24 protein-coding genes are annotated in these 24,205 nt (G+C 63.5%); 8 read left to right on the forward strand and 16 right to left on the reverse strand.

The annotated features are described in order from the left end of the window. The first annotated feature begins 11 nt into the window (after window positions 1-11). The 3 genes from rnhA to CAG22_RS13895 all read left to right on the forward strand — a co-directional run bounded on the left by rnhA (window position 12) and on the right by CAG22_RS13895 (window position 3,693). Window positions 12-458, forward strand: coding sequence for a ribonuclease HI (gene rnhA / locus CAG22_RS13885; protein ID WP_003261021.1), 447 nt, complete (start codon window positions 12-14; stop codon window positions 456-458). Between the two features lie 51 nt (window positions 459-509). After that, complete coding sequence (gene dnaQ / locus CAG22_RS13890) at window positions 510-1,268, forward strand: DNA polymerase III subunit epsilon (protein WP_025339934.1); 759 nt, start codon at window positions 510-512, stop codon at window positions 1,266-1,268. Between the two features lie 175 nt (window positions 1,269-1,443). Further along, window positions 1,444-3,693 carry an Orn/Lys/Arg decarboxylase N-terminal domain-containing protein gene (locus CAG22_RS13895; RefSeq protein WP_085705618.1) on the forward strand — a complete coding sequence of 750 codons (2,250 nt, stop codon included), beginning with the start codon at window positions 1,444-1,446 and terminating at the stop codon, window positions 3,691-3,693. Here CAG22_RS13895 and CAG22_RS13900 read toward each other — a convergent pair. After that, on the reverse strand, window positions 3,677-3,895 hold the full coding sequence (locus CAG22_RS13900) for a hypothetical protein (protein WP_003261019.1): 219 nt from the start codon (window positions 3,893-3,895) through the stop codon (window positions 3,677-3,679). The two genes, CAG22_RS13895 and CAG22_RS13900, sit on opposite strands and share 17 nt — an antisense overlap. Before the next feature lie 157 nt (window positions 3,896-4,052). Between CAG22_RS13900 and chrR the strand changes: the two genes are divergently transcribed. Then, the gene (chrR, locus tag CAG22_RS13905; RefSeq protein WP_003261018.1) at window positions 4,053-4,613 is read left to right on the forward strand and encodes a class I chromate reductase ChrR; all 561 of its coding nucleotides are present in this window, start codon (window positions 4,053-4,055) and stop codon (window positions 4,611-4,613) included. Between the two features lie 187 nt (window positions 4,614-4,800). Here the strand turns inward: chrR and CAG22_RS13910 are convergent, their stop codons facing one another. Next, complete coding sequence (locus CAG22_RS13910; RefSeq protein ID WP_085590414.1) at window positions 4,801-6,867, reverse strand: TonB-dependent receptor domain-containing protein; 2,067 nt, start codon at window positions 6,865-6,867, stop codon at window positions 4,801-4,803. 220 nt (window positions 6,868-7,087) lie between these two features. Between CAG22_RS13910 and CAG22_RS13915 the strand changes: the two genes are divergently transcribed. From CAG22_RS13915 to CAG22_RS13925, 3 genes are read left to right on the forward strand one after another with little or no spacing between them, the layout of a single operon-like run. Continuing rightward, window positions 7,088-7,336, forward strand: a complete 249-nt coding sequence (locus CAG22_RS13915) for a helix-turn-helix domain-containing protein (RefSeq protein WP_075045814.1) — start codon at window positions 7,088-7,090, stop codon at window positions 7,334-7,336. A gap of 11 nt (window positions 7,337-7,347) precedes the next feature. After that, window positions 7,348-7,695, forward strand: coding sequence for a head completion/stabilization protein (locus CAG22_RS13920; protein WP_085705619.1), 348 nt, complete (start codon window positions 7,348-7,350; stop codon window positions 7,693-7,695). Continuing rightward, window positions 7,688-8,050, forward strand: a complete 363-nt coding sequence (locus CAG22_RS13925) for a hypothetical protein (protein WP_085705620.1) — start codon at window positions 7,688-7,690, stop codon at window positions 8,048-8,050. The genes CAG22_RS13920 and CAG22_RS13925 overlap by 8 nt, the downstream gene beginning before the upstream one ends. On the opposite strand, the gene CAG22_RS13930 is transcribed toward CAG22_RS13925, so the two are convergent. Then, a complete protein-coding gene (locus CAG22_RS13930) occupies window positions 8,047-8,439 on the reverse strand; it encodes a helix-turn-helix domain-containing protein (RefSeq protein ID WP_085705621.1) in 393 nt (130 codons plus the stop codon). The two genes, CAG22_RS13925 and CAG22_RS13930, sit on opposite strands and share 4 nt — an antisense overlap. Window positions 8,440-8,639: 200 nt before the next feature. Here CAG22_RS13930 and CAG22_RS13935 point away from each other — a divergent pair, with 200 nt between their 5' ends. Beyond that, window positions 8,640-8,903: an ogr/Delta-like zinc finger family protein gene (locus CAG22_RS13935; RefSeq protein ID WP_085705622.1), complete on the forward strand. Its 264-nt coding sequence runs from the start codon at window positions 8,640-8,642 to the stop codon at window positions 8,901-8,903. Window positions 8,904-8,984: 81 nt separating this feature from the next. Here the strand turns inward: CAG22_RS13935 and nuoN are convergent, their stop codons facing one another. The 13 genes from nuoN to CAG22_RS14000 all read right to left on the reverse strand — a co-directional run bounded on the left by nuoN (window position 8,985) and on the right by CAG22_RS14000 (window position 23,949). Continuing rightward, window positions 8,985-10,454 (reverse strand): NADH-quinone oxidoreductase subunit NuoN, encoded by a 1,470-nt coding sequence (gene nuoN / locus CAG22_RS13940; protein WP_025339926.1) that lies wholly within the window; start codon window positions 10,452-10,454, stop codon window positions 8,985-8,987. A 7-nt stretch (window positions 10,455-10,461) separates the two neighbouring features. After that, the gene (gene nuoM / locus CAG22_RS13945; protein ID WP_015271056.1) at window positions 10,462-11,994 is read right to left on the reverse strand and encodes an NADH-quinone oxidoreductase subunit M; all 1,533 of its coding nucleotides are present in this window, start codon (window positions 11,992-11,994) and stop codon (window positions 10,462-10,464) included. Window positions 11,995-12,043: 49 nt separating this feature from the next. After that, window positions 12,044-13,897 carry an NADH-quinone oxidoreductase subunit L gene (gene nuoL, locus CAG22_RS13950; RefSeq protein WP_085705623.1) on the reverse strand — a complete coding sequence of 618 codons (1,854 nt, stop codon included), beginning with the start codon at window positions 13,895-13,897 and terminating at the stop codon, window positions 12,044-12,046. Further along, window positions 13,894-14,202, reverse strand: a complete 309-nt coding sequence (gene nuoK, locus CAG22_RS13955; RefSeq protein WP_003251446.1) for an NADH-quinone oxidoreductase subunit NuoK — start codon at window positions 14,200-14,202, stop codon at window positions 13,894-13,896. The genes nuoL and nuoK overlap by 4 nt, the downstream gene beginning before the upstream one ends. A 3-nt stretch (window positions 14,203-14,205) precedes the next feature. Then, a complete protein-coding gene (gene nuoJ, locus CAG22_RS13960; protein WP_003261007.1) occupies window positions 14,206-14,706 on the reverse strand; it encodes an NADH-quinone oxidoreductase subunit J in 501 nt (166 codons plus the stop codon). A gap of 10 nt (window positions 14,707-14,716) precedes the next feature. Next, window positions 14,717-15,265: an NADH-quinone oxidoreductase subunit NuoI gene (gene nuoI, locus CAG22_RS13965; RefSeq protein ID WP_003251442.1), complete on the reverse strand. Its 549-nt coding sequence runs from the start codon at window positions 15,263-15,265 to the stop codon at window positions 14,717-14,719. Window positions 15,266-15,276: 11 nt separating this feature from the next. Next, window positions 15,277-16,284, reverse strand: coding sequence for an NADH-quinone oxidoreductase subunit NuoH (gene nuoH / locus CAG22_RS13970; RefSeq protein ID WP_003251440.1), 1,008 nt, complete (start codon window positions 16,282-16,284; stop codon window positions 15,277-15,279). Next, window positions 16,281-18,995, reverse strand: a complete 2,715-nt coding sequence (nuoG, locus tag CAG22_RS13975; RefSeq protein WP_085705624.1) for an NADH-quinone oxidoreductase subunit NuoG — start codon at window positions 18,993-18,995, stop codon at window positions 16,281-16,283. Before nuoG ends, nuoH begins: the two co-directional genes overlap by 4 nt. Before the next feature lie 132 nt (window positions 18,996-19,127). After that, entirely contained in the window at window positions 19,128-20,492 is a 1,365-nt protein-coding gene (nuoF, locus tag CAG22_RS13980; RefSeq protein WP_025339923.1) for an NADH-quinone oxidoreductase subunit NuoF, read from the reverse strand. After that, window positions 20,489-20,986 (reverse strand): NADH-quinone oxidoreductase subunit NuoE, encoded by a 498-nt coding sequence (gene nuoE, locus CAG22_RS13985; RefSeq protein WP_003251433.1) that lies wholly within the window; start codon window positions 20,984-20,986, stop codon window positions 20,489-20,491. Before nuoE ends, nuoF begins: the two co-directional genes overlap by 4 nt. A gap of 2 nt (window positions 20,987-20,988) precedes the next feature. Beyond that, entirely contained in the window at window positions 20,989-22,770 is a 1,782-nt protein-coding gene (gene nuoC / locus CAG22_RS13990) for an NADH-quinone oxidoreductase subunit C/D (RefSeq protein ID WP_013973384.1), read from the reverse strand. A 78-nt stretch (window positions 22,771-22,848) separates the two neighbouring features. After that, window positions 22,849-23,526 carry an NADH-quinone oxidoreductase subunit B family protein gene (locus CAG22_RS13995; protein WP_003251429.1) on the reverse strand — a complete coding sequence of 226 codons (678 nt, stop codon included), beginning with the start codon at window positions 23,524-23,526 and terminating at the stop codon, window positions 22,849-22,851. Window positions 23,527-23,535: 9 nt separating this feature from the next. Next, entirely contained in the window at window positions 23,536-23,949 is a 414-nt protein-coding gene (locus CAG22_RS14000) for an NADH-quinone oxidoreductase subunit A (RefSeq protein ID WP_003251427.1), read from the reverse strand. Window positions 23,950-24,205 lie beyond the last annotated feature (256 nt).

The following is a 24,205-nucleotide window of genomic DNA, read 5'->3' on the forward strand; positions in this document are numbered from 1 at the left end:
ATGAGTGGTACATGAGCGAAAGCGTCGAGATGTTTACCGATGGTGCCTGCAAGGGCAACCCTGGCCCTGGCGGCTGGGGCGTCCTTATGATCTACAAGGGCGTCGAGAAGGAACTGTGGGGCGGCGAACGCGAAACCACCAACAACCGCATGGAACTGATGGCCGCGATCCAGGGCTTGATGGCGCTGAAGCGCGAATGCGAAGTGGTGCTGACCACCGACTCGCAGTACGTGATGAAGGGCATCAACGAATGGATGACCAACTGGAAGAAGCGCGGCTGGAAAACCGCGGCCAAGGAGCCGGTGAAGAACGCCGACCTGTGGCAGCAGCTGGATGAGCAGGTCAACCGCCACAAGGTGACCTGGAAGTGGGTGCGCGGGCATATCGGCCACCCCGGCAACGAACGCGCCGACCAGCTGGCCAACCGCGGGGTCGATGAGGTGCGCGCCAAGCGTTGAGCTGGGGTACAATTCCGGCCTTTGTAACTGATGCAAGTTGGAGCGCCCCGCGTGGAGCAGCAGCAAGATAAACGGTTCGTCATTCTCGATACCGAAACCACGGGTATGCCGGTCAGCGAAGGCCACCGGATCATCGAGATCGGCTGTGTCGAGGTCATCGGCCGGCGCCTGACCGGGCGGCACTTCCACGTCTACCTGCAGCCGGACCGCGAGAGTGACGAGGGCGCCATCAACGTCCACGGCATCACCGATGCCTTCCTGGTCGGCAAGCCACGCTTTGGCGATGTTGCCGAGGAGTTCTTCGAGTTCATCCAGGGCGCCACGCTGGTCATCCACAACGCGGCGTTCGACGTTGGCTTCATCAACAACGAATTTGCCTTGCTGGGCCAGCAGGACCGCGCGGACATTTCCCAGCACTGCACCATCCTCGACACCCTGCTGCTGGCGCGTTCGCGCCACCCGGGGCAGCGCAACAGCCTGGATGCGCTGTGCAAACGCTACGACATCGACAACTCGGGCCGTGAGTTGCACGGCGCATTGCTCGACTCGGAACTGCTGGCTGACGTCTACCTGGCAATGACCGGTGGCCAGACCAGCCTGTCGCTGGCCGGGCATGGTGCAGAAGCTGGGGATGAAGGGACGGGTGCTGGTGGCAGCGAGATTCGCCGTATTACCGGGCGTGTGCCCGGCCGGGTGATCATGGCCAGTGCCGAGGAGCTGGAGGCGCATGCCGAGCGCCTGGCGGCCATTGCCAAGTCGGCGGGTGGGCCATCCATGTGGCAGGCTCTTACCGAGACACCTGCTGGCTGATCTTTCGCCTGCTCCGGCCTCTTCGCGGGCGCGCCCGCTCCCACAGGTACTGCGCAAGGCTCAAGTGCAGTGACGCTCCCTGTGGGAGCGGGCGTGCCCGCGAAGAGGCCGGTCCTGACCACACAGGTTCTACTACCCTGAAATGGACGCCATGTCCTTCGGAGGTAGCCACCTGATGTACAAGGACCTCAAGTTCCCCATCCTCATCGTGCACCGCGCCATCAAGGCCGACAGCGTCGCTGGCGAGCGTGTGCGGGGCATCGCCGAGGAACTGCGCCAGGACGGCTTTGCCATCCTCGCCGCCGCCGACCATGCCGAGGCCTGCCTGGTCGCTGCCACCCACCATGGCCTGGCCTGCATGCTGATTGCCGCCGAGGGGGTCGGCGAGAACACCCACCTGCTGCAGAACATGGCCGAGCTGATCCGCCTGGCCCGCCTGCGTGCCCCCAACCTGCCGATTTTCGCCTTGGGCGAACAGGTGACCCTGGAAAACGCCCCCGCCGAAGCCATGAGCGAGCTCAACCAGTTGCGCGGCATCCTCTACCTGTTCGAAGACACCGTGCCGTTTCTTGCGCGCCAAGTGGCGCGCGCCGCACATATCTACCTCGACGGCCTGCTGCCGCCGTTCTTCAAGGCCCTGGTGCAGCACACCGCGCAGTCAAATTATTCCTGGCACACCCCGGGCCACGGCGGCGGCGTGGCCTATCGCAAAAGCCCGGTGGGCCAGGCCTTTCACCAGTTCTTCGGGGAAAACACCCTGCGCTCGGACTTGTCCGTTTCCGTGCCGGAGCTGGGCTCGCTGCTCGATCACACCGGCCCCTTGGCCGAAGCCGAAGCCAGGGCCGCGCGCAACTTTGGCGCCGACCACACCTTCTTCGTCATCAATGGCACCTCCACGGCCAACAAGATCGTCTGGCACGCCATGGTCGGCCGCGACGACCTGGTGCTGGTGGACCGCAACTGCCACAAGTCGGTGGTGCATGCGATCATCATGACCGGTGCCATCCCCCTCTATCTGTGCCCCGAGCGCAACGAACTCGGGATCATCGGCCCGATCCCGCTCAGCGAGTTCAGCCCCGAGGCGATCCAGGCGAAGATCCAGGCCAACCCTCTCGCCCGTGATCGCGGGCAGCGCATCAAGCTGGCGGTGGTGACCAACTCCACCTACGACGGCCTGTGCTACCACGCCGGGCTGATCAAGCAGACCCTGGGCGCCAGTGTCGAGGTGCTGCACTTCGACGAGGCCTGGTTCGCCTATGCGGCGTTCCACGAGTTCTTCACCGGGCGCTATGCCATGGGCACGGCCTGCGCGGCAGACAGCCCGCTGGTGTTCAGCACCCATTCCACCCACAAGCTGTTGGCCGCGTTCAGTCAGGCCTCGATGATTCATGTGCAGGATGGGGCCAGGCGCCAGCTGGACCGTGACCGCTTCAACGAAGCGTTCATGATGCACATCTCGACCTCGCCGCAGTACAGCATTCTCGCTTCGCTGGACGTGGCCTCGACCATGATGGAAGGGCCGGCCGGGCGTTCGCTGCTGCAAGAAATGTTCGACGAGGCGCTGAGCTTTCGCCGTGCCCTGGCCAACCTGCGCGAGCACATCGCCGCCGACGACTGGTGGTTCAGCATCTGGCAGCCGCCGAGCGCCGAAGGCATCCACCGCCTGGCCGCGCAGGACTGGCTGCTGCAGCCGGGGGCGGAGTGGCATGGCTTTGGCGAAGTGGCGGACGACTATGTGCTGCTCGACCCGCTGAAGGTGACCCTGGTAATGCCAGGCCTGAGCGCGGGCGGTGCGCTGGGCGAGCATGGCATCCCGGCGGCTGTGGTCAGCAAGTTTCTCTGGGAGCGGGGGCTGGTGGTGGAAAAAACCGGCTTGTACAGCTTCCTGGTGTTGTTCTCCATGGGCATCACCAAGGGCAAGTGGAGCACCTTGCTCACCGAGTTGCTGGAGTTCAAGCGCCACTATGACGGCAATACCGCCCTGAGCAACTGCCTGCCGAGCGTGGTGGCTGCCGATGCCTCACGCTACCAGGGCATGGGCCTGCGCGACCTGTGCGACCAGTTGCATGGCTGCTACCGCGCCAATGCCACGGCCAAGCAGCTGAAGCGGCTGTTCACGCGTTTGCCGGAGGTAGCCATGAGCCCGGCCCGGGCCTATGACCAGATGGTGCGCGGTGAGGTGGAGGCGGTGCCGATCGAGGCGCTGCTGGGGCGGGTGGCGGCGGTGATGCTGGTGCCGTACCCGCCTGGTATTCCTTTGATCATGCCGGGGGAGCGGTTCACCGAGGCGACCCGCTCGATAGTCGATTACCTGGCGTTCGCCCGGGCGTTCAACCAGGGCTTCCCAGGTTTCGTCGCCGACGTGCACGGCCTGCAGAACGAAAGCGGCCGCTACACGGTGGATTGCATCAAGGAATGCGAATGATCTCGACGCCGCTGCGCGCCAGTTCGAAGCGGTTTTCACCCAGGTGGTTGACCTTGTCGCCGATGGCCAGGCGATAGGTGGTGATGGGGGCGCCCAGCGTGCTGCCGTCGGTTTGCAGGGTCGATTCCTGGAACTCGTGCACAGGGTAGATGCGGCCTTCGGCGTCACGGGCGTGGAATTGGCCGACCATTACTGCTGCCATTTGGGTGGAAACCTCTGAATTACGTGGGAAATGTCTGCAGGCATAGACCGTGGAACAGCGTCGGAAGTTTTCGCCCCGCGGAAAAAAAACCAAAGCGCCGAGGAACGGTCATCTATAACTACAACGTCCCTTTACCCAGCAGAGGTTGGAAATTGCCATGAGCCAGGTGTATTCGGTAGCAGTGGTCGTCGGTAGCTTGCGCAAGGACTCCTACAACCGCAAGATCGCCCGCGCACTCTCGGAGCTGGCGCCGTCCAGCCTTGCCCTGAAGATCGTCGAGATTGGCGATTTGCCGTTGTACAACGAGGATGTCGAGGCCGAAGCAGCGCCGGAAGCGTGGAAGCGTTTTCGCGACGAGATCCGCCGCAGTGATGCGGTGCTGTTCGTTACCCCGGAGTACAACCGCTCGGTACCTGGCGGCCTGAAGAATGCCATCGATGTGGGCTCGCGGCCTTACGGGCAAAGCGCCTGGAGTGGCAAGCCGGCGGCGGTGGTCAGTGTGTCGCCGGGGGCCATTGGTGGCTTTGGCGCCAACCATGCCGTGCGCCAGTCGCTGGTATTTCTGGACATGCCGTGCATGCAGATGCCCGAGGCCTACATTGGTGGCGCGGCTAGCCTGTTCGAGGATTCGGGCAAGCTCAATGACAAGACCCGACCGTTCTTGCAGGCGTTTATCGACAAGTTCGCTTCCTGGGTGAAGTTGAACAGGGCGGTTTGAGGCCTGTTCATTCGGTGTCAGCTTTCAAAGGGGCTGCTGCGCAGCCCATCGCCGGCAAGCCAGCTCCCACACCGACCGCGTTGGCTTTGGAGATTTGCTTCTTCAGGAAATTCACATGGCTTGAGAACGATGCGGTCGATGTGGGAGCTGGCTTGCCGGCGATGGGCCGCACAGCGGCCCCAGCGGCCTAGCGGAAGCTGTAGGAAACCCCGGCATACACGCCAAAGCCTTCGCCCGGCGTCGAACGGGCCTCATCCTTTCCAGCATCGTTGTAGCCAGGTGTCACCGTCGCCGCATAACGCTTGTTGGTCAGGTTGCGCAGGTCCAGCCAGGTCTGCCAGTCCTGCTTCGGTGAATCCCAGCCCAGACGTGCGCCGAGCAGGGCATATTCATCGGCGTGGTAACTGTTGGCGTAGTCCACCTGCACCTTCGACGCCATCTGCGTGTTCACCCCCGCGTAGAAACCGCTCGGCCAGTCATAGCGCAGCTCGGCCTGGTAGTAGTGCATCGGGATGCCCGGCAGGCGGTTGTCGCCGAACTTGTCGTCATCGCGGTAGTGGAAGTCACTGAAGGTGTAGGCCTGGCGCAGGCTCAGCCTGCCAGTACCGGCACGTTCCCACAGAGTACTGTCGAGGCCGGCTTCCACGCCTTGGTGCACGGTGGCGCTGGCGTTGAATTCCTTGGCCGGAGCGCCTTGCACTATCTCCACCGCCAGCAATTCATGGCGAACCTGCGAGTAGTACCACGCCAGGTCCCAATGCCCCAATGCCGATTCGCCGCGTGTGCCCAATTCCAGTGTGGTGGCCGTCTGGTTTTGCATTTCGATCGGTTGGTTGGCTGTGGGCGCACTCCAGATCAGGGCCCAGGGATGGGGTGGTTCGACCGAGCGGCTCAGGTTGCCGTACACCTGCAGGTCCGGGCTGATGTCATAGCGCAGCCCCAGGCGTGGTGCATAGTCCCAGTCATGCTGGCTCACTTTGCCGCCCCCGGCAGGGTGGTAAGTGACATCACTCTCACGGCGGGTATAGATCATCGCCAGGCCAGTGGTCAGCCACAGGTTCGGTACCAGCTCCAGGTCATTGCCCACATGCAACACGGTGTCCGAGCCCTGGTAGGTGAAGTCGCGGGTGCGCTCACCGAACACGTCGCCATTGCGGGTGAACTGCGAAGCACCGCTGTTGGGCAGGTGCTTGGTGGTGCGCCAGCCGACGGTGGTCTTGCTCTCGTGGCCGAACAGGGTATCGCGGCGGAAGTAGTTCAAGGTGCCGCTCACATCGGTATAGGCCACCTTCAGGCGCATCGGGCCTTCGCGCAGGTCCATCGGGTAGTCGTGGTAGACCAGGCCAGCTTCCAGGCGCGCATCGTCGTCGAGGTAGAAGGTGGTCTTGTTGCCCACCCAGGTACTGCCCGGTTGCGGGCGGCTGTCGTCGCGGGCCAGGTAGGCCGGGTTCGCGGCGCGGGGGTGGTGCTTGATCTGCTCCTTGGTCAGGCGCCCGGCCAACTCGTTCTCGGTTTCCCGATAGCGCAGGTAGAAGCGGGTTTCCAGGTTCGGGTTGAAGCGGTAGCCGACGTTGGCGGCAACCCCCTTGGCGCTGCCGCTGCTGTGCGCCTGGTAGCCGTCATATTCCGAATCGGTCAGGGCCACGTAGTAGTCGAGGTTGCCCAGCACCTGCCCCGAGCTGATGTGCCGATGCTGGTAGCCGCGGCTGCCGACTTCGTAGCGCACCTGCAGCGGCGCGCTGTCGTAGCCGGTGTGGGTGACGTAGTTGATTGCACCGCCAAGGGCGAGGGCCCCCTGGTCGAAGCCGTTGGCGCCGCGCAGCACTTCGGCACGGCTCAGCCACAGCGGTTCGAACAGCTCGTAGGGCGTACCGCCCGGGCCGGTCAGGGGCAGGCCGTCGAACATCGTGTACACCCCGGAGCCGTGGGCCCCCGGTGCGCGGTTGATGCCCGAACCGCGGATCGACAGCTTGATGCCATCGTTGCCCGCCGATTGCGCGAATACCCCGGGCTGGTAGGCAAGTACATCCTGGTTGCTGGCAACCCGGCCTTGCCCTACACGCTGCATGTCCACCAGGTTGCTGGCGCCAGGCACTTCGTGCAGGCGTTCGCTGGCGGCGGTCAGGTCGTTCTGCTCCTCATCGGTGATCAGCACCTGGCCCAACTCGACCGAGGGTGCCGCCAGGGCGGGCTGGTAGGCAGCGAAAGCAGCCAGCAGGCCGAGGCAGGATGGTGGGGGCAAAACGCAACGCATTGTACGACTCCAGGCGAAAGGCGAATGGACAACGGCGTTGAGACGAGCGAAATGCCGCTTGGAGCACGAGGAAAGTCGACAAATATCGCGCAACCTTCGTCAGACGGTTTTGTACGAAAGTTCTTTACAAGCCGTAGCGATGGAGCAGGGCGACCTGCGCTTCGTAAGGTGATTGCAGACCGGCAGCGATGCCTCGCTCAATCACCCGTGGAGTTCAAACATGACTGACAACGCACGACACTCGCAGCAACCCCTGGCGGACGCCCCGGTTCGCCTGACGCCACGTGAACGGCAAGTGCTGTTGTGGTGTGCCTACGGCAAGAGCTCGTGGGAGATTGGCCGGATCCTGGAATGCAAGGAATCGACGGTGAACTTCCATGTGTCGAACATCCTGCGCAAGTTCGATGTGCCCACGCGGGTGGCTGCGGTGATCAAGGCCATTCGCTACGGCATGCTGGCCGAGCAGTGAGGGGGTGAAGCATGGGCAACGATCCTCGGTTACCGCGTTTTGCCGACTGCCATGACCCGTTCTGGCCACGGGTGGACCTGGGCAGGCTGCGTGAGCGCCTGAAGCTGCAGCGGCCTGTCAGTGAGGCTGCGCTGGAGGTGGCCGCACGCTGCGCCGCCATCGATGCGGCACGCGAGTTCGCGCGCTGGCGCGCGGTGTTGCGAGAACGGGGCTACAAGCGCCTCGAGGATGTGGCCGGGCATGACCAGGGGCGTGCATTGCGGGTGTGCTACATCCGCTTTGTCGAAGCCGCGGTCATGCATAGCCTGGGCTCGAACTCCTACCAGCCCGCCGCACACCGAGGGGCTGCCCATGAGTGAAGAATCTGTTTTCGACAGCCTGGCCCCGGCGCTGGTGGAGTTGCTGGGCGTGGATGGCAATGTACTGTTCGCCGCGCTGCTGGGGGCTTTGTTGGTGAGCGCGGCGCGTGACCGCTTGATCACCAACAAGGCCAGGCGCCTGACGCTGGGCAAGAAACTGTTGCTGGTGTTCGTGACCGTGGGGGTGGGCCACCTGTTCGAGCCGCTGGTCTCGTCACTGGTGCCCCTGCTGAGCCGTGGCATGGCGGCGTTCGTGGCTGCCGTGGTGGTGATCCCCATCAGCCTCAAGGTGATGGTCTGGCTGGATACGCTGGACCCGCGCGAGCTCATCCAGCGCTGGCGCCGCCGGGGTTAGCCGCTGGCGGCATTGGGCGAGCGACTGGTCAGTGCGCTCAATTGCCGTTCCAGTTGCTGGATGCGTTGCTTGTCCTGGACCAGCAGGAGAACGGCCTGGCGATCGGCAAGCGACAAGGTGCGCAGGCGCGCGAGCATGTCCTGTTCCCAGCCGTCTTCGTCCAGGCCTGCGCGATGTCGTTCGGGTTCACCTAACAGAAGCCAGTCCAGTGAGCATGCATATTGCCTGGCAATGTCTATGCAAAGTGAATAAGGAATGCTGTCGCGCACCTTCCAGCTACTCAATGTCTGCGGGCTGATCGAAAGCGCTCTGGACAGCTCGGCGTCGGATTCCGTAGCGGTCAGAAGCTTCAGCCTGGCCAGCACCGAAGCAAGTACGTGGGTACTCATAACAAATATCCATGACTGGTTTAATGATATTCCATGGGCTTAAACTACTCGTTATGAATACAGCCCTGCGTTTTAAGGAGCGTTCCTGCAATGAGAAGCATCAAACTGAAGAATACACCTATATATGCAGCCAATACTGACAAAACCGGACGACTATTCTCACAGAAGGTAAGCCTGAACAATGTTTGCAGGTACTTGCCGTGAGTACATACAAGCTGGTTTGCCCGCATTGCCACAGCCGGATGCGCATACGCACCAGTGAAGGGCGTCATATTTTCCTGCGGATCGCCTATTTGCAATGCACCAACGAGGCATGTGGCTGGTCGGTGCGCGCCGAGTTCGAAATGACCCATGAACTCTCGCCCAGCGGCATGCCCAACCCGGAAGTGTACCTGCCTTCGGCCAATGGTGATTTACGCAAGGCAGCGCTACCGGGGGCCGCGCAGGACAATCCCGGTAAATGAGCCTTCATGCTCACGGATAAAAAGCGCGCAGATAAAAAAACACCCCGCATGAGCGGGGTGTCTTGTTTTACCGGGGCGCGATCAGCCGATCAGTTGCAGGCCGGCTTGCTGGACCATTTCCAGCAGCGGTTGCGGGTACACACCCAGCACGAAGGCAAGAATGGCGATGGCCAGCAGCATGACGCCGCCGGTGCGCTGTTCCCACTTCAGCGGGGCGTCGTGGCGACGCAGGTTCGGCTCGACCAGGTACAGGGTGACCATGACGCGCAGGTAGTAGTAGACACCGATGGCGCTACCGATCACCAGGGCACCGACCAGCCACCACAGGTGCGACTCGACGCCAGTGGCAATGATATAGAACTTGCCGATGAAGCCGGCGGTGAGCGGGATACCCGCCAGCGACAGCATCATCACGGTCAGTACCGCAGTCAGGTACGGACGGCGCCAGAACAGGCCGCGGTACTCGTACAGTGCATCGGCGTCACGGCCGCCGTAAGGCGAGGACATCAGGGTGATGACGCCGAAGGCGCCCAGGCTGGTGATCACGTAGGTGACCAGGTACACGCCCATGGCTTCCAGGGCCAGGCCCTTGCTGGCGACCAGGGCGATGACCAGGTAACCGAAGTGGGCGATGGACGAGTAACCGAGCAGGCGCTTGAGGTTGCTCTGGGTCAGTGCCAGCAGGTTGCCGATCAGGATCGAGGCTACGGCAATCACCGCCAGTACCGTGCTCAGCACGCCGCTGCTGGCAGCAGGGGAGAGCATGAACAGGCGCACGACCACGGCGAACACCGCAACCTTGCTGGCGGTGGCCAGGAAGGCGGCGACCGGTGCCGGGGCGCCTTCGTATACGTCCGGGGTCCACAGGTGGAACGGTACCAGCGACAGTTTGAAGGCCAGGCCGACCAGCATCATGCCCAGGCCCAGCTGGGCCACCAGGCTTGGCATGCTGGTGGCGGCCAGGGCCTTGCCGATCTGGTCGAAGCTCAGGCTGCCGGCGTCGGCGTACAGCAGGGCCATGCCGAACAGCAGGAAGGCCGAGCCAGCGGCCGACAGCACCATGTACTTGATGCCGGCTTCCAGCGAGCGCTTGTTGAAGAAGGCATACGCCACCAGGCCGTAGACCGGTACCGAGAGCAGCTCCAGGCCGATGAACAGGCCGGCCAGGTGGTTGGCGCTGACCAGCACCAGGCCACCGAGGGCCGACATCAGCAGCAGCAGGTACAGTTCTTCACGGTTGCCCGGGAAGCCCTTGGAGCCTTCGCCGAGGTAGGCGTGGGCGAGGGTGACGCAAGCCAGCGTCGCCACCAGGATGATCGCCATGTACAGGCAGGCGAACTTGTCGATGGTGATCAGCGGGGTGACCGCCAGCGGCGCAACCTTCAGCGCCGGCAGGATCGACAGCAGGGCCAGGTTGAGGCCCACGGTGGACAGCAGGAAGGTCTGCGAGTGGTTGCGCTTCCAGGCGATCGCCAGCATCACCACCACCGTGGTGATGGTGGTGATCAGCATCGGCGCCAATGCGATGAAGTGTTGAGTGGTGAATTCCATAGCGCTCTTACCGGGCCGAAGCGAGTTGAGTGAAAGCGGAACCGAGCCACTGCTGCACACCACTCATGGTGGCGGCAGAGGTGTCGAGGAACGGCTGCGGATACACGCCCAGCAGGATCAGCAGTACCGCCAGACCCAGGACCATGATCAGCTCGCGACCGTCCATGCCGGCCAGCACGGTGTCGGTCTTGGCCGGGCCGAAGTAGGCGCGGTGGATCATGATCAGCGAGTACACCGAACCGAACACCAGGCCAGTGGTGGCGATCACGGTGATCCACGGCACGCTGGCGAAGCTGCCGATCAGGATCAGGAACTCGCCGACGAAGTTGCCGGTACCGGGCAGGCCCAGGGAGGCGGCGGCGAAGAACAGGCTGATGGCCGGCAGGTAGGCAATGCGGTGCCACAGGCCACCCATCTGGCGCATGTCACGGGTGTGCAGGCGCTCGTACAGCTGGCCGGCCAGGATGAACAGCGCGGCAGCGGACAGGCCGTGGGCCAGCATCTGGATCACCGCGCCTTGCAGGGCCTGCTGGCTGCCGGAGTAGATACCGATCAGCACGAAGCCCATGTGCGAGACGCTGGAGAAGGCAACCAGGCGCTTGATGTCGGTTTGCGCGAAGGCCAGGAAGGCACCGTAGAAGATACCGATCAGGCCCAGGGTCATGGCGATTGGCGCGAACTCGGCCGAGGCGTTCGGGAACAGCGGCAGGGCGAAGCGCAGCAGGCCGTAGGCCGCAGTCTTCAGCAAGATACCGGCCAGGTCCACGGAGCCTGCGGTCGGTGCCTGGGCGTGAGCGTCAGGCAGCCAGGAGTGGAACGGCACCACCGGCAGCTTCACCGCGAAGGCGATGAAGAAGCCCAGCATCAGCAGGTACTCGGTACCGGCTGGCAGTTCGGCCTTGAGCAGGTCGCTGTAGTTGAAGGTGATCACGCCGGTGTTGGTGTAGTTGACCAGCACCAGGCCGAGGATCGCCACCAGCATGATCAGGCCGCTGGCCTGGGTGAAGATGAAGAACTTGGTCGCCGCGTAGATCCGGGTCTTCTTGCCGTCCGACGAGCTGTGACCCCAGAGCGCGATGAGGAAGTACATCGGCACCAGCATCATTTCCCAGAAGAAGAAGAACAGGAACAGGTCCAGGGCCAGGAACACACCGACCACGCCGCCGAGGATCCACATCAGGTTGAGGTGGAAGAAGCCGACGTGACGCTGGATCTCTTTCCAGGAGCACAGTACCGACAGCACACCGAGCAGGCCGGTGAGCAGGATCATCAGCAGCGACAGGCCGTCGAGGGCCAGGTGGATGCTGATGCCGAAGCGCTGGATCCACTGGACTTTGTATTCCAGGGCCCAGGCAGGCTCGGCGCCCGGAGCGGGGGCCAGGGTGTAGTCGCCGTTACCCCACAGCCACAGGCCGATGCCGAGCAGCAGGGACATGGTCAGCAGCGCGATCCAGCGCGGCAGGGTGGCGCCGAAGCGCTCACCCAGCCAGCACAGGAAGCCGCCGATGAAGGGGATCAGGATCAGCCAAGGCAAAATCATGACGGGTTCGTTTCCTTTTGCAGGGTCGCAAGGTTCGCAAGATTCATGGTCATACCGCGGCCACTACCACAGCGCCGAGTACCAGCACTGCGCCAACGGCGATCGAAGCGGTGTACCAGCGCAGCTGGCCGGTCTCGGTCTTGCTCATGGCGACGTGGCCGCCGCGAGCCAGGCGAGGGATCAGGCCGATGCTGCGGTCAACCGGGTCCTTGCGCAGGATGTGGCTGATCAGCAGGTAAGGTTTGACGAACAGCTTGTCGTAGATCCAGTCGAAGCCCCAGGCGGCGAACCACCAGGCCGACAGGACACGACCGATACCGCTGTTGGCGACGGCGCTGACGAAGCGGCGCTTGCCCAGGAACAGCAGGGCCGACAGCAGGATACCGGCGATGGCGATGGCGCCCGAAGTGAGCTCCAGCGCGTGCTTGGCTTCGCCACCGGCGTGGCCGGCGCTTTCAGGCAGCACACCTGCCAGCGGCGGGGTGATCCAGGCGCCGACGAAGGTCGACAGCACGATCAGCACGCCCAGCGGCAGCCAGTGGCTGATGCCGTGGCCAGCGTGGGCTTCGGTCTTGGCTTCGCCGTGGAAGGCGATGAAGATCAGGCGGAAGGTGTACAGCGAGGTCATGAACGCACCGACCAGGCCGGCGTACAGCAGGCCGGTGTTGCCGCTGGCGAAGGCTTCCCAGAGGATCTCGTCCTTGGAGTAGAAGCCCACGGTCACGATCGGCAGGGCAGCCAGGGCAGCGCCACCGACCACGAAGCTGGCGTAGGCCAGCGGCAGTTTCTTCCACAGGCCGCCCATCTTGAAGATGTCCTGCTCGTGGTGGCAGGCAACGATCACCGCACCGGAGGCAAGGAACAGCAGGGCCTTGAAGAAGGCGTGGGTCATCAGGTGGAAGATCGCCGCGTCCCAGGCGCCAACGCCCAGGGCCAGGAACATGTAGCCGATCTGGCTCATGGTCGAGTAGGCGAGGATACGCTTGATGTCGGTCTGCACCAGCGCGGCGAAGCCGGCCAGTACCAAGGTCACGCCACCGACCACGCCTACCAGGTGCAGGATGTCCGGCGCCAGCAGGAACAGGCCGTTGGTACGGGCGATCAGGTACACGCCCGCGGTCACCATGGTTGCCGCGTGGATCAGTGCGGAGACCGGAGTAGGGCCGGCCATCGCGTCGGCCAGCCAGGTCTGCAGTGGCAGCTGGGCCGATTTACCGACCGCACCACCCAGCAGCATCAGGGTTGCCAGCACCATCCAGGTGTCGCCAGCCTGGAACTTCTGCGGGGCCAGCACCAGCAGCTCCTGCACGTTCAGGGTACCCAGCTGGACGAACAGGATGAACAGGCCGATGGCCATGAACACGTCGCCGATACGGGTGACGATGAATGCCTTGAGTGCCGCGTTACCGTTGTTGCGGTTGCTGTAGTAGAAACCGATCAACAGGTACGAGCACAGGCCCACGCCTTCCCAGCCGAAGTAGACGAACAGCAGGTTGTCGCCCAGCACCAGGAACAGCATGCTGGCGATGAACAGGTTGGTGTACGCGAAGAAGCGCGAGTAGCCGGCTTCGCCACGCATGTACCAGGAGGCGAACAGGTGGATCAGGAAGCCGACACCGGTGACCACGCCGAGCATGGTGACCGACAGGCCGTCCAGGTACAGGGTGAAGTTCGGCGCGAAGCCGTCCACCGACATCCACTGCCACAGCAGCTGGCTGTACGCGCCGCCCTCAGGCGGGGCGACGTTGAATTGCCAGATGACGTAGGCGGCGGTGGCGGCCGAAAGGCCTACCGAGCCGACGCCGATCAGGGCGGACAGGTTCTCCGAGAACCGCCCGCGCGAGAACGACAGCAGCAGGAAGCCGACGAGGGGGAAGACGAAAGTCAGGAAGAGAAGGTTCATCCGCGCATCTCACTGGCAGCATCGATGTCGAGAGTGTGGAAGCGGCGATACAGCTGCAGCAGGATGGCCAGGCCAATACTGGCCTCGGCGGCTGCCAGGCTGATCACCAGAATGAACATCACCTGGCCGTCGGGCTGGACCCAACGGGCACCGGCGACGACGAACGCCAGGGCAGAGGCGTTCATCATGACTTCCAGGCTCATGAGCACGAAGAGGATGTTGCGGCGGACCATCAGGCCAACCAGACCTAAGCAGAACAGGATGCCGGCGACTGCCAGACCATGCTCGAGAGGGATAGCACCCATGATTTACTCCTTCGCCTCGTTGCGGCCCAGGTGGAAGGCGGTGACGGCCGCGGCCAGCAGCAGCATCGAAGCCAGTTCGACCACCAGCAGGTAGGGGCCGAACAGGCTGATGCCGACTTCTTTCGGGCCCACGGTGGTACCGCTGATGCCGGCGCCGCTCGGGGTGACGAACAGCACGTACAGCAGCTCCAGCAGCAGCAGGGCGGCGAGGATCACCGGCCCGGCCCAGATACCGGGCTTGAGCCAGCCCCGTTCCTGGGCGACCGAAGCCGGCCCGAGGTTGAGCATCATCACCACGAACACGAACAGCACCATGATGGCGCCGGCGTAGGCGATCACTTCCAGGGCGCCGGCGAACGGCGCACCCAGGGCGAAGAAGATCATGGCCACGGAAATCAGCGAAATGATCAGGTAAAGCAAGGCGTGCACGGGGTTGGTGCCGGTCACCACCCGAAGGGTGGAGACCACGGCGATCCCGGATGCGAAGTAGAAAGCGAATTCCATCTTTCTGTCCTTATGGGAGCAAGCTCTTCACGTTGATCGGCTCGGCTTCGTTCTGTGCAGAGCCCTTCGGCTTGCCAGCGATTGCCATGCCGGCAACACGGTAGAAGTTGTAGTCAGGGTTCTTGCCGGGGCCGGAGATCAGCAGATCTTCTTTCTCGTACACCAGGTCCTGACGCTTGAACTCGGCCATTTCGAAATCCGGAGTCAGCTGGATCGCGGTGGTCGGGCACGCTTCTTCACACAGGCCGCAGAAGATGCAGCGCGAGAAGTTGATGCGGAAGAACTCCGGGTACCAGCGGCCGTCCTCGGTCTCGGCCTTCTGCAGCGAGATGCAGCCGACCGGGCAGGCCACCGCGCAGAGGTTGCACGCTACGCAGCGCTCCTCGCCATCGGGGTCGCGGGTGAGGACGATGCGGCCGCGGTAGCGCGGCGGCAGGTACACGGGTTCTTCTGGGTACTGCAGGGTGTCGCGCTTGCGGAACCCGTGGGAGAACACCATTGCCAGGCTGCGCAGCTGGGTGCCGGTGCCCTTAACGATGTCGCCGATATACTTGAACATGGGTCAAATCCTCACTGGGCCGCGACGGCTGGCGTGTTGTAGAGCACGATCGCAGCGGTCACCAGCAAATTGATCAGGGTCAGCGGCAGGCAGAACTTCCAGCTGAAGTCCATCACCTGGTCATAGCGTGGGCGCGGGATCGAGGCGCGCAGCAGGATGAACAGCATGATGAAGAACGCGGTCTTCAGCGCGAACCACAGGAACGACAGTTGCGGCAGGATGCCGAACGGGCCGTGCCAGCCGCCGAAGAACAGGGTTACCAGCAGCGCCGAGATGAGGATGATGCCGATGTACTCACCGACGAAGAACATGCCCCATTTCATGCCGGCATACTCGATGTGGTAGCCGTCGGCCAGTTCCTGTTCCGCTTCTGGCTGGTCGAACGGGTGACGGTGAGTCACGGCGACGCCAGCGATGAAGAAGGTGCAGAAGCCGAAGAACTGCGGAATGATGAACCACAGGTTCTGGGCCTGGTATTCAACGATGTCGCGCATGTTGAACGAACCCACCTGCACCACCACGCCCATCAGCGCCAGGCCCAGGAACACTTCGTACGACACGGTCTGTGCCGAGGCACGCAAGCTGCCCAGCAGGGCGTACTTGTTGTTCGACGACCAGCCGGCGAACAGCACCGCGTAGACCGACAGACCGGCCATGGCGAAGAAGAACAGCAGGCCGATGTTCAGGTCGGCGACGCCCCAGGTCGGGGTGATCGGGATGACCACGAAGGCGATCAGCAGGGCGCTCATGGCCACTACCGGTGCCAGGGTGAAGATCACGCGGTCGACGAAGGGCGGGTTCCAGTCTTCCTTGAAGAACATCTTCAGCATGTCGGCAGCGATCTGGAACATGCCGAACGGGCCGACGCGGTTCGGACCGTAACGGTCCTGCCACCAGCCCAGCAGGCGGCGCTCGACGAAGCTGAGCAGCGCGCCGCAGACCACCACCGCCAGCAGGACCACGATGGCCCGCAGCACGGTCAGGATCACATCGATCACTTCGGGGGTGAACCAGCTCATTGTGCTGCCTCCTGCAGACCTTCGACGGATGCACCGAAGATGGCAGGCGGAATGCCGGCCAGGCCTTTCGGCAACGCGACCAGGCCAGCGCCCAGCTCTTCATTGATACGCAGCGGCAGGCGCAGGGCCACACCGGCAACGTTCAGGCTCAGCAGAGCACCGTCGTTGACGCCCAGGCGGTCGGCTTCGGACTTGGCCAGTGCCACGTAGGCTGCCGGGATGCGCTCTTGCACCGGGGCGGCGCGCGAGGAGCTTTCTTCGCTGCCGAACAGGTGGAAGAACGGCACGGCAGTCCAGGTGCCACGGGCCGGGTTGAAGGCGCCCGGAATGGCGTTGAACCAGTGCAGGCGGTCGCCTTGCGATTCGATCAGGCGAACGCCCGGGTCACCGGCACGCAGGTGGCCACCGACCTCGTCCTGGAACTTGTTCCAGGCTTGCGGCGAGTTCCAGCCCGGCGACCAGGCGAACGGCACCTGCTGGCGCGGTTCGGCCGAACCCGAGTAGCCTTCCATGGAGAAGGCGAACGCGGTGTCCTTGTCCTGCGGGGTACGCGGTTCGTGCACGCTGATGTTGGCGCGCATGGCGGTACGGCCGGAGTAGCGCAGCGGCTCACGGGCCAGTTTCATGCCCTTGATGCGGAACGCGGCGCTTGGCGCGGCGTTGACGATGCCGGCCAGTTGCGGGGCGGCTTCGGCGCAGGCGCTGGTGACGTGGTCCAGCTGGGTCCAGTCGACCGGCTTGTTCAGCAGGGTGGCACGCAGGGCGTGCATCCAGCGCCAGCCTTCGTGGATCTGGATGCTGCTGTCCAGGTATTGCGGGTCGAATACCTGGAAGAAGCGCTGGGCGCGGCCTTCCTGGCTGACCAGGGTACCGTCGCCTTCGGCGAACGAGGCGGCCGGCAGCACCAGGTGGGCGCGGTCGGCAGTCGGGGTTTTCGAGTGGTCGGCAACGATCACTACCTTGGCTGCGGCCAGGGCTGCATCGACCTTGGCGGCCGGTACGCGGGCGTACAGGTCGTTTTCCAGCACGACGATGGCGTCGGCCTTGCCGCTGATGACCGCGTCCAGCGCGGCATCGACCGACTCGCCACCGAGCATGGCCAGGCCGAGGCTGTTGGCTTCAGGCACCACCAGGCTCAGCGAGCCGTTCTTCTCGCGCAGCTTCAGCGCCTTGGCGATGTTGGCGGCGGCTTCGATCAGCGCCGGGTCGGCCAGCGAGGTACCGGCTACGACCAGTGGGCGCTTGGCTGCGACCAGGGCGTCGGCGATGCGCTGGGCCAGGGCTTTCGCTTCGGCGTCCAGGCCTTCTACGGCAGGGGCGCTCGGGTCGATGGCGTGGGCCACGGCGAAACCGATGCGGGCCAGGTCGGCCGGGGCGGCGTGCACGCATTCTTCGGCAACGTCGTCCAGCTTGGTTTCAGCCAGCGAAGCGATGAACAGCGGGTACAGCGCGTGCTGGCCGATGTTCTTCACGGCGGCGTCGAGCCACGGCTGCACCTTCATCGCTTCGGCCATGGCCTCGGCCTTGCCCTTGGTGGCCTGGCGCACGGCCAGGGCGACGCGGGCAGCGGTCTGGGTCAGGTCTTCACCGAGCACGAACACGGCGTCGTGGTCTTCGATGTCGCGCAGGGTTGGGACCGGCAGCGGGCTGTTGTTCAGCACGTTCAGGGCCAGGCGTACGCGGGCCAGTTCACCGGCTTCCATGCCCGAGTAGAAGTACTCGGCACCGACCAGCTCACGCAGGCCGTAGTTGCTTTCCAGGCTGGCGCGTGGCGAGCCGATACCGACGATGGTACGGCCGCGCAGCAGGTCGGCGGCCTTGTCCAGGGCGGCGTCCAGGCCCAGCTTGGTGCCGTCGGCCAGGTGTGGCTGGCGTGGGCGATCCTTGCGGTTGACGTAGCCATAGCCGAAGCGGCCACGGTCGCACAGGAAGTACTGGTTGACCGAACCGTTGAAGCGGTTTTCCACCCGACGCAGTTCGCCGTAGCGCTCGCCCGGGCTGATGTTGCAGCCGCTGGAGCAGCCGTGGCAGATGCTCGGGGCAAACTGCATGTCCCACTTGCGGTTGTAGCGCTCGGAGTGGGTCTTGTCGGTGAACACGCCGGTCGGGCAGACCTCGGTCAGGTTGCCGGAGAATTCGCTTTCCAGCACGCCGTCTTCGACGCGGCCGAAGTACACGTTGTCGTGGGCGCCGTAAACGCCCAGGTCGGTACCACCGGCATAGTCCTTGTAGTAGCGCACGCAGCGGTAGCAGGCGATGCAGCGGTTCATCTCATGGGCGATGAACGGGCCGAGGTCCTGGTTCTGGTGGGTACGCTTGGTGAAACGGTAGCGGCGCTCGTTGTGGCCGGTCATTACCGTCATGTCCTGCAGGTGGCAGTGACCGCCTTCCTCGCACACCGGGCAGTCGTGCGGGTGGTTGGTCATCAGCCATTCGACGACGCTGGCGCGGAACGCCTTGGACTCTTCATCGTCGATGGAGATCCAGGTGCCGTCGGAGGCAGGGGTCATGCAGGACATGACGATACGACCGCGGGTGTCGTTCTCGTCGGTGTACTGCTTGACCGCGCACTGCCGGCAGGCGCCAACGCTACCAAGCGCCGGGTGCCAGCAGAAATAAGGGATGTCGAGGCCGAGCGACAGACAGGCCTGTAACAGGTTGTCTGCACCGTTGACTTCGAGCGCTTTGCCGTCTACGTGGATAGTGGCCATTGTTCAAAGTTCTTCGTTGGCCCGCGTGAGCGGGCGTGGCTAATGGAAATCGGTGAGCTTGCGACACGCCACGATTTCTCGGGCCTGCCGGCAAGCTGGCGAGTGGTACGGACCACCCGCCTAATCATCTTGTTATGCGCCGACCACGATCGGCTTCGCCAGGTTCGGACGCAGCGCATCGCCAGCACCAGCTGGAGCGACACCTGCCTCGAATTCCGAGCGGAAGTATTTGATGGCACTGCCCAGCGGCTCGACGGCACCTGGTGCGTGAGCACAGAAGGTACGGCCAGGGCCGAGGAAGTTGACCAGGCCCAGCAGCGTCTCGATGTCTTCGGCGCGGCCCTGGCCTTTTTCCAGTGCGCGCAGCATCTTCACGCTCCACGGCAGGCCGTCACGGCATGGGGTGCACCAGCCGCACGACTCGCGGGCGAAGAACTCTTCCATGTTGCGCAGCAGCGAAACCATGTTGATGCTGTCGTCCACCGCCATGGCCAGACCGGTACCCATACGGGTGCCGACCTTGGCGATGCCGCCGGCGTACATCTGCGCGTCGAGGTGCTCGGGCAGCAGGAAGCCGGTACCGGCGCCGCCTGGCTGCCAGCACTTGAGCTTGAAGCCGTCGCGCATGCCGCCGGCATAGTCTTCGAACAGTTCGCGGGCGGTGACGCCGAACGGCAGTTCCCACAGGCCCGGGTTCTTGACCTTGCCGGAGAAGCCCATCAGCTTGGTGCCGTGGTCTTCGCTGCCTTCGCGGGCCAGCGACTTGTACCAGTCGTTGCCGTTGGCGACGATGGCCGGGACGTTGCACAGGGTTTCGACGTTGTTCACGCAAGTCGGCTTGCCCCACACGCCAACGGCGGCAGGGAAGGGCGGCTTGGAGCGCGGGTTGGCGCGGCGGCCTTCCAGCGAGTTGATCAGTGCGGTTTCTTCACCACAGATGTAGCGGCCGGCACCGGTGTGCACGAACAGCTCGAAATCGAAACCGCTGCCGAGGATGTTCTTGCCCAGCAGGCCGGCGGCCTTGGCTTCCTCGATGGCGCGGTTGAGGTTTTTCGCTGCGGTGGTGTATTCGCCACGCAGGAAGATGTAGCCACGGTAGGCCTTCAGGGCGCGGGCGCTGATCAGCATGCCCTCGACCAGCAGATGGGGCTGTTGCTCCATCAGCATGCGGTCCTTCCAGGTGTTCGGCTCCATTTCGTCCGCGTTGCACAGCAGGTAGCGGATGTTCATGGATTCGTCTTTGGGCATCAGGCCCCACTTCACGCCAGTGGGGAAGCCTGCACCACCGCGGCCCTTGAGGCCGGAGTCCTTGACGCTTTGCACGATGTCGTCGGCCGACATCTGCGCCAGCGCCTTGCGGGCGGCAGCGTAGCCGTTCTTCGATTCGTACTCGGCAAGCCAGACCGGCTCGCCGTCGTCACGCAGGCGCCAGGTCAGCGGGTGGGTTTCGGCCGTGCGCGCGATGCGGTTGGCCGGGCCGAAGGAAGTAATGGTCATACGTAACCCTCCAGCAGTTTGGAAACGCCAGCCGGCTGCACGTCACCGAAGGTGTCGTCGTCGATCATCAGTGCCGGGGCCTTGTCGCAGTTGCCCAGGCAGCACACCGGCAGCAGGGTGAAGCGCCCGTCGGCGGTGGTCTGGCCCAGGCCGATGCCCAGTTCGCTTTGAATCTGGCTGACCACGGATTCATGGCCGCCGATGTAGCAGACCATGCTGTCGCACACGCGGATGATGTGGCGGCCGACCGGCTGACGGAAGATCTGGCTGTAGAAGGTGGCGACACCTTCGACGTCGCTGGCCGGGATGCCCAGTACTTCGCCGATGGCGTGGATGGCGCCGTCCGGCACCCAGCCACGTTCCTTCTGGACGATCTTCAGGGCTTCGATGGACGCCGCGCGCGGGTCCTCGTAGTGATGCATTTCGTGCTCGATGGCCGAGCGCTCGGTTTCGCTCAGGGCGAAACGGTCTGTCTGGATAAGCGTGCTGTTCATGCTTAGCGGTCCACGTCAGCCATAACGAAGTCGATACTGCCCAGGTACGCAATGAGGTCGGCGACCATGCTGCCTTTGATCACCGAAGGGATCTGCTGCAGGTGCGGGTAGCTCGGAGTACGGATCCGGGTGCGGTAGCTCATGGTGCCGCCATCGCTCGTCAGGTAGTAACTGTTGATGCCCTTGGTCGCCTCGATCATCTGGAACGACTCGTTGGCCGGCATGACCGGGCCCCACGAGACTTGCAGGAAGTGCGTGATCAGGGTTTCGATGTGCTGCAGGGTGCGCTCTTTCGGCGGCGGCGTGGTCAGCGGGTGATCCGCCTTGTACGGGCCTTCCGGCATGTTGCGCAGGCACTGGTCGATGATGCGGATACTCTGGCGCATCTCCTCGACACGGACCATGCAGCGATCGTAGGCATCGCCGTTGTGGGCCAGCGGTACTTCGAACTCGAAGTTCTCGTAGCCGGAGTAGGGGCGGGCTTTACGCAGGTCGAAGTCGCAACCGGTGGCACGCAGGCCGGCACCGGTGGTACCCCAGGCCAGGGCTTCCTTGGTGTTGTACGCGGCAACGCCGATGGTACGGCCCTTGAGGATGCTGTTCTGCAGGGCAGCCTTTTCGTACTCGTCGAGGCGCTTGGGCAGCCATTCGACGAAGTCCTTGACCAGCTTGTCCCAGCCGCGCGGCAGGTCGTGGGCGACGCCACCGATGCGGTACCAGGCCGGGTGCAGGCGGAAACCGGTGATCGCTTCGATCACGGTGTAGGCGCGCTGGCGGTCGGTGAAGGTGAAGAACACCGGGGTCATGGCGCCGACGTCCTGGATGTAGGTACCCAGGAACAGCAGGTGGCTGGTGATACGGAAGAACTCGGCCAGCATCACGCGGATGGTGTCGACCTTCTGTGGCACCTTGATGCCGGCCAGCTTCTCGACCGCGAGCACGTACGGCAGGTTGTTCATTACCCCGCCGAGGTAGTCGATTCGGTCGGTGTAGGGGATGAAGCTGTGCCAGGACTGGCGCTCGGCCATTTTCTCGGCGCCACGGTGGTGGTAGCCGATGTCCGGTACGCAGTCGACGATCTCTTCACCGTCCAGCTGCAGGACGATACGGAACGCACCGTGCGCGGAAGGGTGGTTGGGGCCGAGGTTGAGGAACATGTAGTCCTCGTTGGCGCCCTGGCGCTTCATGCCCCAGGCTTCCGGGTTGAAGCGTGCCGATTCCTCTTCAAGCTGCTGCTTGGCCAGGGTCAGGCTGTAGGGATCGAACTCGGTGGCGCGGGCCGGGTAGTCCTTGCGCAGCGGGTGGCCTTCCCAGGTGGGCGGCATCATGATGCGGCTGAGGTGCGGGTGGCCGGCAAAGTCGATGCCGAACATGTCCCAGACTTCGCGCTCGTACCAGTTGGCGTTCGGCCAGATACCGGTCACGGTCGGCAGGTTCAGGTCGCCTTCGCTGAGCGACACCTTGATCATCACATCGCTGTTACGCTCGATCGACAGCAGGTGGTAGAACACGCTGAAGTCGGCAGCTGGCAGGCCGCGGCGCTGGGTGCGCAGGCGCTCGTCGACGCCGTGCAGGTCGTACAGCATGCTGTACGGTTTGGCCACGCCGCGCAGGAAGCTGAGCACTTCCTTGAGCTGCTCGCGCTTGACCCACAGCACGGGCATGCCGGTGCGGGTTTCCTGGGCGACGAATGCTTCGGCGCCAAAACGGTTGTGCAGTTCGACGACCACATCCTGGTCGTCAGCCTTGTAGGGCGGAATGAAAATAGCGTTGTCCGCTGTCATGGTCTCGGTCGCTTTGGGTCAACGTTAAGAATGAAGCCAGGCCGCCGGCTCCAGGGGAGCGGGCGGCAGGTCGCTGGATCAGACTTCGTCGGGGCTGCGCAGGTTGGTTACTGCAATGCGCTGCTCACGACGCAGGTCTTTCTGGGCTGGCATCTCGGCACGGTAAATACCTTGATCACCAACAACCCAGGAAAGCGGGCGTCGTTCTTGGCCGATCGACTCCTGCAGCAGCATCAAGCCTTGCAGGAAAGCCTCAGGGCGTGGCGGGCAGCCAGGCACATAGACGTCCACGGGGAGGAACTTGTCGACCCCCTGAACGACCGAGTAGATGTCGTACATGCCGCCGGAGTTGGCGCACGAACCCATGGAGATGACCCATTTCGGCTCGAGCATCTGCTCGTACAGGCGCTGGATGATCGGCGCCATCTTCACGAAGCAGGTACCGGCGATGACCATGAAGTCGGCCTGACGCGGCGATGCCCGGATGACTTCGGCGCCGAAGCGGGCGATGTCGTGGGGTGCCGTGAAGGCCGTGGTCATTTCCACGTAGCAGCAGGACAGGCCGAAGTTGTACGGCCAGAGGGAGTTCTTGCGGCCCCAGTTGACCGCGCCACGCAGCACATCTTCAAGCTTGCCCATGAAGATGTTCTTGTGGACCTGGTCCTCCAGCAGTTGATCGGTGACGGTTTCCCGTTCACCGACCGGGTACTGCTCGTTGGGCGCATCCGGATCGATTCTGGTGAGATTGTATTGCATGCCAAAGCCTCATTGTTTCAGCTTCGCTTGCCGCTTGCGGCGACCTTCGGGAGCCCAATCAAGTGCCCCGACGCGCCATAGGTAGACAAGACCAGCCAACAGAATTGCTATGAAAACGAGTGCTTCGACGAATCCGGTCCAGCCGCTTTCGCGGACGGACACAGACCATGCAAAGAGAAAGAGGGCTTCGATATCGAAGATCACGAACAGCATCGCGACCAGATAGAATTTGGCGGACAGGCGCAGGCGGGCGCTGCCGACGGGCAGCATGCCGGATTCGAAGGGTTCGTTCTTGGCGCGGCCCCAGGCCTTGCTACCGAGCAGGCTGGACAGGCCGAGCATGAAGGCGCACAGGCCGACGACACCCAGGAGGAAGATGGCAAAGCCCCAGTTGTGGGCGATGAGTCCTGCCGAATCGGACATGCTAGAGATCCTTATACAGAGACCCAGCTCTGCAGTCTGAAATAAGTGTAGAGCGGCGACTTGGTGTCGCACATGCAGTGACCAAATGTCGCAGCTGAATCAATCGCGCTGATTTTATGGGTAAACCCCGTGCAAGTAAAATTTCTGTCGCAAATTTATTCGTAGGATTAAGTACAAAAGCCGCTTGTAACTGGCTGAAAGCCTTGAGATTCGGGCATTGCGTGCGGTTTTGTTAATTATGTTTCTTGCGACGGGT

Origin of the sequence: Pseudomonas sp. B8(2017), from assembly GCF_002113575.1 — a bacterium.
Classification (GTDB): Bacteria; Pseudomonadota; Gammaproteobacteria; order Pseudomonadales; family Pseudomonadaceae; genus Aquipseudomonas; species Aquipseudomonas putida_Z.

Bases quoted from the DNA above. Each gene is read 5' to 3' on its own strand.
- CAG22_RS13920 (WP_085705619.1), top strand. From the start codon at position 7,348: ATGGGCAACGATCCTCGGTTACCGCGTTTTGCCGACTGCCATGACCCG.
- nuoG (WP_085705624.1), bottom strand. From the start codon at position 18,995: ATGGCCACTATCCACGTAGACGGCAAAGCGCTCGAAGTCAACGGTGCA.
- nuoE (WP_003251433.1), bottom strand. From the start codon at position 20,986: ATGAACAGCACGCTTATCCAGACAGACCGTTTCGCCCTGAGCGAAACC.
- nuoK (WP_003251446.1), bottom strand. From the start codon at position 14,202: ATGGGTGCTATCCCTCTCGAGCATGGTCTGGCAGTCGCCGGCATCCTG.
- nuoN (WP_025339926.1), bottom strand. From the start codon at position 10,454: ATGGAATTCACCACTCAACACTTCATCGCATTGGCGCCGATGCTGATC.
- nuoL (WP_085705623.1), bottom strand. From the start codon at position 13,897: ATGAACCTTCTCTTCCTGACTTTCGTCTTCCCCCTCGTCGGCTTCCTG.
- nuoJ (WP_003261007.1), bottom strand. From the start codon at position 14,706: ATGGAATTCGCTTTCTACTTCGCATCCGGGATCGCCGTGGTCTCCACC.
- nuoC (WP_013973384.1), bottom strand. From the start codon at position 22,770: ATGACAGCGGACAACGCTATTTTCATTCCGCCCTACAAGGCTGACGAC.
- nuoH (WP_003251440.1), bottom strand. From the start codon at position 16,284: ATGAGCTGGTTCACCCCCGAAGTGATCGATGTGATCCTGACCGTGCTG.
- CAG22_RS13900 (WP_003261019.1), bottom strand. From the start codon at position 3,895: ATGGCAGCAGTAATGGTCGGCCAATTCCACGCCCGTGACGCCGAAGGC.
- CAG22_RS13915 (WP_075045814.1), top strand. From the start codon at position 7,088: ATGACTGACAACGCACGACACTCGCAGCAACCCCTGGCGGACGCCCCG.
- rnhA (WP_003261021.1), top strand. From the start codon at position 12: ATGAGCGAAAGCGTCGAGATGTTTACCGATGGTGCCTGCAAGGGCAAC.
- nuoI (WP_003251442.1), bottom strand. From the start codon at position 15,265: ATGTTCAAGTATATCGGCGACATCGTTAAGGGCACCGGCACCCAGCTG.
- CAG22_RS13930 (WP_085705621.1), bottom strand. From the start codon at position 8,439: ATGAGTACCCACGTACTTGCTTCGGTGCTGGCCAGGCTGAAGCTTCTG.
- nuoF (WP_025339923.1), bottom strand. From the start codon at position 20,492: ATGACCATTACTTCCTTCGGCCCGGCCAACCGCATCGCGCGCACGGCC.
- CAG22_RS13995 (WP_003251429.1), bottom strand. From the start codon at position 23,526: ATGCAATACAATCTCACCAGAATCGATCCGGATGCGCCCAACGAGCAG.
- CAG22_RS13910 (WP_085590414.1), bottom strand. From the start codon at position 6,867: ATGCGTTGCGTTTTGCCCCCACCATCCTGCCTCGGCCTGCTGGCTGCT.
- CAG22_RS13895 (WP_085705618.1), top strand. From the start codon at position 1,444: ATGTACAAGGACCTCAAGTTCCCCATCCTCATCGTGCACCGCGCCATC.
- nuoM (WP_015271056.1), bottom strand. From the start codon at position 11,994: ATGATTTTGCCTTGGCTGATCCTGATCCCCTTCATCGGCGGCTTCCTG.
- CAG22_RS13925 (WP_085705620.1), top strand. From the start codon at position 7,688: ATGAGTGAAGAATCTGTTTTCGACAGCCTGGCCCCGGCGCTGGTGGAG.
- chrR (WP_003261018.1), top strand. From the start codon at position 4,053: ATGAGCCAGGTGTATTCGGTAGCAGTGGTCGTCGGTAGCTTGCGCAAG.
- CAG22_RS14000 (WP_003251427.1), bottom strand. From the start codon at position 23,949: ATGTCCGATTCGGCAGGACTCATCGCCCACAACTGGGGCTTTGCCATC.